5 protein-coding genes are annotated in these 5,173 nt (G+C 54.9%); 2 read left to right on the top strand and 3 right to left on the bottom strand.

Annotated elements, in window-relative coordinates; genetic code table 11:
* Nucleotides 1–31 precede the first annotated feature (31 nt).
* Both INT22_RS10780 and INT22_RS10775 read right to left on the bottom strand, forming a co-directional pair.
* Nucleotides 32–661, bottom strand: coding sequence for a virulence RhuM family protein (locus INT22_RS10780; protein WP_226912610.1), 630 nt, complete (start codon nucleotides 659–661; stop codon nucleotides 32–34).
* A gap of 214 nt (nucleotides 662–875) precedes the next feature.
* Nucleotides 876–1,685 (bottom strand): sulfite exporter TauE/SafE family protein, encoded by an 810-nt coding sequence (locus tag INT22_RS10775; protein ID WP_193068215.1) that lies wholly within the window; start codon nucleotides 1,683–1,685, stop codon nucleotides 876–878.
* A 107-nt stretch (nucleotides 1,686–1,792) separates the two neighbouring features.
* Between INT22_RS10775 and INT22_RS10770 the strand changes: the two genes are divergently transcribed.
* Together INT22_RS10770 and cml are read left to right on the top strand one after the other, a co-directional pair.
* Nucleotides 1,793–2,584, top strand: a complete 792-nt coding sequence (locus tag INT22_RS10770; RefSeq protein ID WP_193068214.1) for an AraC family transcriptional regulator — start codon at nucleotides 1,793–1,795, stop codon at nucleotides 2,582–2,584.
* A 257-nt stretch (nucleotides 2,585–2,841) separates the two neighbouring features.
* A complete protein-coding gene (gene cml / locus INT22_RS10765) occupies nucleotides 2,842–4,035 on the top strand; it encodes a CmlA/FloR family chloramphenicol efflux MFS transporter (RefSeq protein WP_319022066.1) in 1,194 nt (397 codons plus the stop codon).
* Between the two features lie 183 nt (nucleotides 4,036–4,218).
* On the opposite strand, the gene INT22_RS10760 is transcribed toward cml, so the two are convergent.
* Nucleotides 4,219–5,133: a DUF808 domain-containing protein gene (locus tag INT22_RS10760; protein WP_319022065.1), complete on the bottom strand. Its 915-nt coding sequence runs from the start codon at nucleotides 5,131–5,133 to the stop codon at nucleotides 4,219–4,221.
* Nucleotides 5,134–5,173: the final 40 nt, after the last annotated feature.

Raw genomic sequence — 5,173 nt, 5'->3', positions numbered from 1 at the left:
AGAAACGAGCCGCAGCGTTTGTTGCCATCGGCTAGAGGGTGAGGGTCTGTTTCAACTCACCGATGGCCTGAAGTGCCTCTTCCAACCCTAAAGGCTGCATACCCGGCTGTTTGATGCCCACTTCCGCCAACTGCTGCTCATCGTAGCCCTGTAGCAAACTCCAGGAGCGGGCGTAATCGCTAATCACACGGGCAACCGCTTCGCCTTCGGTTGAAACCAAGCCTTGATTGGTCAGGGTTCGGCTGAGCAAACTCACCGCCTGCTCAAACTCTATGCCACGCTCAGTTAGGCGGCGTTGATTTAAGGTATAGCCTTGTACCAAATGTTCTTTTAATACTTGAGTTGCCCACTTTCGGAAATGAGTGGCACGCTTCGAACTAACCCGATAACCAACAGAAATAATGGCATCAAGGTTGTAGTGTTTGGTGCGGTATCGCTGCCCATGCTCAGCCACATGTTCCAAAATGGAACATGTGCTGTCTTCACTCAGCTCTCCACTCTTATAAATATTACTTAAATGTTTGGTGATTGCAGGGCGCTTGGTGTTAAACAGTTCTGCCATCTGTGCCTGGCTTAACCAAACGGTCTCTTGCTCCAGCGTTACCTCAAGGTGTGATTGCCCATCTTCGCTGGTGAATATCTGTATTTGCTGATCATTCATGAGTGCTGCCTCCCAGGCTTACATCAAACGCTTTATGTCTTTAAAACAAGCACCTCCCAAGCAAGCAGCACTCAATACGGCAGTAGTCACCTTTCCATACTAAAAGAGAGATTCAAGCGCGCCCGCAGTCAGAGATTAAGTAAACCCTACCATAAAAACTGTTCATTTATACAGCAAAATATCACCATGATTCTGCCAAGCAAAATTAGACGCTTCAACGCACAAAAAACATCACCACCAGCACCATGGTCAGCAGTAGCAGGTATACCCTGGCATGAATACGGTCAGGGATACGCCCGATCCAGATCGACGCCAGTCGAATACCGAGCCATGAGCCCACGGCGAGTACCAGCAAGGCGCGTAGATCCACATAACCGGCATACCAGTCCCCCAGCGCGGAGTGATTTGACGACAGCAACACATACGTCGCGGTACCACTTACCGCCATGGGCAACGATAACGGATTGGCCATGGCAGTGGCTGCCGTCATGCTCGCGCCTCTCCGGCGCATAAGCGGAACGGTCATCACACTGCCACCAACACCCAACAAGGCGGCCACCGCACCAATCAATGTCCCTGTCATCGCCGTTACCCCACGCCCCATAGGACGCACATCGCTCCCCGCCTGATGCAGAAAACCGGGCCGCAGAACGGCATCCATAATCGTAAGCCCCAAATAGCCGATAAACGCCCAGCGCACCCACTCGCCACTTAACGACACGGCTGCCGCCGCGCCCAGCACAGCCCCAATGGCGATATAGCCCACCAACGGACGCACCAGATGCCACGGCACAGTCTGCAGTTGATGGTGACGCCATGTAGACAGTGAAGCAGCAAAGACCATCAACGCCGTCGAGGTAGCCACCGCGATATGCATAGCCGCCTGACCGATGCCACTATCCAGCCCATGGACGGCCATCAGCAGGGTATACAGCAAAGGAACCACCACAAACCCACCGCCGAAACCGAACAACACGGTGGTCACTCCGGCCAACCCGCCACAAAGAAGCAATACGCTATACACCGGCACTCTCCTGATGAAACGAAACAGCAGGCACTATATGCTGGCGAGGATTGGCCGACATTCGTCATTCGGACAACCATCAACGCGTTTCAGCCAGGTTCACGCTAATGCTCAATACGCCTCTTTCAGATGTGGATCATGTGGCACGGCCCATAGTGGCCATCGGTACTGATTACCGCCCCGGCACCCTCCTCGATTTTCATACCCATCGGCGTGCCCAGTTTCTCTATGGCATGAGCGGCGTGATGGAAGTCAATACGGATGACGGCACCTGGATGGTGCCACCCTACAGCGGCGTCTGGCTGCCTGCGGGCAAGCGCCATCAGGTGCGTATGAATGGAGTGAGCACCCGAAGCCTGTATATCGAGCCCCACGTCGCGCCATGCGCTTCGCCCAACTGCGAGGTGCTGGTCGTAACGCCTCTCCTGCACCACCTACTGCTGGCTTCCGCCCACATCCCCGCGCGCTATGACGAAAACGGCCGCGATGGTGCCCTGGCGCAACTACTTCTATACGAACTGGAGCAGGCTCAGGCCTTGCCGCTGTTTGCGCCCCTGCCCCACGATATTCCACTCGCCAACCTGTGCAGAGCGTTTCTCGGCCAACCAAACATTCACACGCTGCCTGATGAATGGGCCCGGCAGTTACATTGCAGTCAGCGCACCTTCAACCGCCTGTTCCGTCAACAAACCGGGCTCTCCTTTGGCGTATGGCGCCAACAGGCCTGCCTGATGGCGGCTATTCCCAGGCTGCTCTCCGGCAGTTCCGTTACCCAAACCGCGCTGGAACTCGGCTACGACAGCCCGGCCGCTTTCTCCAGCATGTTTCGCAAGGTGCTCGGCCAATCTCCCAGCGCTTTCGTCCGGGAGGCGTTAAAAGAGGACGGCGCCTTAAAATGATATATTCGGATCACAAATTGAGCCGAATAGGCTTTTTATTCGGCTCAAGGATGAAATAGCCCTGCGCTGCTTATTCCTGTTAAGCTGTTAATGTCGTTAAGCCAGTCATGAAGTACCGATATATGGATTCAAAAAAGTCAGACCACTAAGCCGCAGCAACTTTGTTTTCTCGTTGTTGCGGCCGCCTGCTTAAACCACTTCCTTACATGTAGGCCGCCGCCAAATCATCTTGTTTGCGCGGAGATTTTATCGTGCCTATTAAACATCCTCGGCTGTGGACTTACAGCCTGCCGGTAGCGCTGGTTCTGCTGGCTCCCTTCAATATTCTCGCGTCGCTCGGCATGGACATTTACCTGCCGATTGTGCCCGCCATGCCAGCGATTCTCGGCACAACGCCCGAGGTAGTTCAGCTAACGCTTACTCTCTACATGATTATGCTTGGCGTCGGTCAGATTATATTCGGGCCGCTTTCAGACCGCGTTGGTCGGCGCCCGATACTAATTGGCGGGGTATTCGTATTCGCTGTAACTTCATTGGCACTCGCGGTTACCACGTCAGCTTGGCTTTTCGTTTTCCTACGACTAGTACAGGCTGCTGGGGCGGCTGCGATGCTAGTGGCCGTTTTCGCAACGGTGCGCGACGTTTATGCAGATACCCCCGAAAGTGCGGTCATCTACAGCTTAATGAACGCGATGTTGGCTTTCGTTCCCGCGTTTGGGCCAATTGCAGGCGCCCTAATTGCGCGTTATTTCGGCTGGGAAGGCATATTTCTTGCCCTTTGTTTCTCTGCACTCATAGCGCTCCCCTTCGTATTACCAAAATGGCATGAGACACGACAAAGCAGAGAACACTCCAGCAGAGCCGATTTTAGCGTAGTGCTTAGAAGCCCTTACTTCTGGGTTTATACGCTAGCTTTTGGCACTGCGATGGGCTCGTTTTTTGTGTTTTTCTCTACTGCGCCTCGGGTACTCATCGAAGGAGCTGGCTTATCCGAAATGGGTTTTAGCGTTGCCTTTGCCACGGTAGCAGTCGTGATGATTGCCACAACGCGCTTCGCCAAGCGCTTCGTGACACGCTGGGGAATCTCTGGCTGTGTGACTCGTGGCATGCTAATGCTGCTTTTTAGTGCGGGCTTGCTTGGGGTGGGCGAGATCTTCCTGACACCCAGCATCTGGTCTTTCGTGTTACCCATGTGGCTGGTTGCGGTCGGTATCGTGTTCACAACATCGGTGACAGCCAACGGTGCGCTTCATGAATTCAGCGAGATGGCAGGCACTGCCGTTGCCCTGCACTTCTGCATTCAGAGCCTTATCGTCGGTGTAATAGGCACAGGGGCAGTGATAGCACTTGATGGAAGCAGCGCTTGGCCACTTATCGCCTATATTGGCGGCATGGCAGCGATGACGCTCGCTATGCTTATAGGACTAGCGCGATATAAACAGCAGAGGTAGGTTGATTCAATCAGCCCTAACACCAATGCAGGTTTGCGGTGATTCTCTCTAAAGTACTGCTTATCTTTTCAGGCCATTCGTTCCAAAATGAATGGCCTGAGCCGTTAGCTCGCCCACCATCACCGCCACTAGCTTTCTCACTTCGATTGTCACTTCGAGCGTGCCGATCATGATGGCGGGCACCTAGTCGGCGTGTGTCTTGTTAGTCGGCATAAGGTGCAACGCCCCCACCACCACCGAGCCCACCAGCAAGCCGATCACCGCAGAACACAGCGTATTGAAACTCCAGCCCAGCAAGCCACCCAAAGCACCGGTTGCCTCGGCAATGCCATGCTCGACATGGTGTACCCACGCATAGGGCGCGTTGAACCAACCCGTTCCATCGGCACCCAGGTTGGCCATCAGAATATGCCCACCCACCCAGAGCATGGCGACGGTACCCACCACCGAGATGGTCGCTAGCACTTTGGGCATCGCAGTCACCAGACCACGGCCCAGAGTCTGAATTGCCGAATTATTCCGCTGGGCGAGCTTCAGGCCGATATCATCCATCTTGACCAACAGCGCCACCACGCCATACACCAGCAGCGTGATAACAAACGCCACCACCACCAGACTCGCCATCTGTGACCAGAACCCCTGATGGGAGACAGTAGCCAGCGCGATCACCATAATTTCAGCAGACAGAATCAGGTCGGTGCGAACGGCACCACTGACGATCTTTTTCTCGGCTTCCGGCCCCTTCTCTACCGCTGGTTTGTCGTCGTCATGCTGACCGGATAGCTTATGCCAGACCTTCTCCGCGCCCTCAAAGGCCAGATAGGTGCCACCCACCATCAGGATGATCGGCAACAGCGCGGGCAAAAAGTAATTCAGCAGCAGCGCCACCGGCAGGATAAAGATAAGCTTATTGCGGATCGACCCCAGCGCGATCTGCTTCACAATCGCCAGCTCACGCTCCGCTGTCACCCCCTGCAAATACTGCGGCGTCACCGCCGTATCATCCACCACCACCCCGGCCGCCTTCGCCGTCGCACGCCCAGCGGCGGCACTCACATCGTCCAGTGATGCTGCGGTCAACTTCGCCAATGCGGCAATGTCATCCAGTAATCCTATCGTAAGCGCCCATAAATCAGCA

It is taken from the genome of Halomonas sp. 3D7M (assembly GCF_014897885.1).
GTDB lineage: Bacteria > Pseudomonadota > Gammaproteobacteria > Pseudomonadales > Halomonadaceae > Vreelandella.
Note: the sequence above shows the minus strand (reverse complement) of the source record. Positions and strands in the feature narration are given on the sequence as shown.